This window comes from Virgibacillus carmonensis (assembly GCF_057836705.1).
In genome coordinates this window covers 1-554 of sequence record NZ_JBYQFJ010000339.1, presented here as the reverse complement: position 1 = coordinate 554, position 554 = coordinate 1, and the positions used below count along the sequence as shown (strand labels likewise).

The window sequence follows — 554 nt, the reverse complement described above, 5'->3', positions numbered from 1 at the left end:
CTCTGGCTGATAGTTTATTAGGCGGAATTGGCCTGAATAACCGCTACACATTTGATATGGTTCAGCAGTATGTCAATGAAATTAGTTTGATAGATGAGGATGAAATTGCCAAGGGGATGGCCTTTATGCTGGATAAGCACCGTATGGCCATTGAGGGGGCAGCGGCCTCCGGAATTGGTGCAATCCTAAATAAAAAGGTTCAGCTTGGTTCAAGTGTCGCGGTGATCATCAGTGGCAGCAGTGTCGATACATCTGTAGTGCTGGACATTGCGAATCGATATAGAAACCCGAATTAGGTAAAAGGGAGGTTTTATGTTGACTAAAATGTTATATAATGACCGAATTGTTGAACGGGAAAGCCTGATTAATATTGAGGACCGAGGCTACCAATTCGGTGATGGGATCTATGAGGTTATCGGAGTCTACGACGGGGAACCACTCATGCTGGATGAACATATGGAGCGCTTGGAAAGAAGTGCCCGAGAGGTTAGACTAAACTTGCCGAGTGCAATTTCAGATTTGAAAAATAAGCTAGTAGATTTAGTAGCAGCCAA

1 protein-coding gene and 1 pseudogene are annotated in these 554 nt (G+C 44.0%); both read left to right on the top strand.

Annotated elements, in window-relative coordinates; genetic code table 11:
- Positions 1-296 (top strand): annotated as a pseudogene (eutB, locus tag AC3G7N_RS22220) (hydroxyectoine utilization dehydratase EutB); the annotation flags it as partial.
- 28 nt (positions 297-324) lie between these two features.
- Positions 325-554, top strand: a 230-nt coding sequence (locus AC3G7N_RS22215; RefSeq protein WP_489424279.1) for an aminotransferase class IV, incomplete at its 3' end; no start/stop codon positions are given.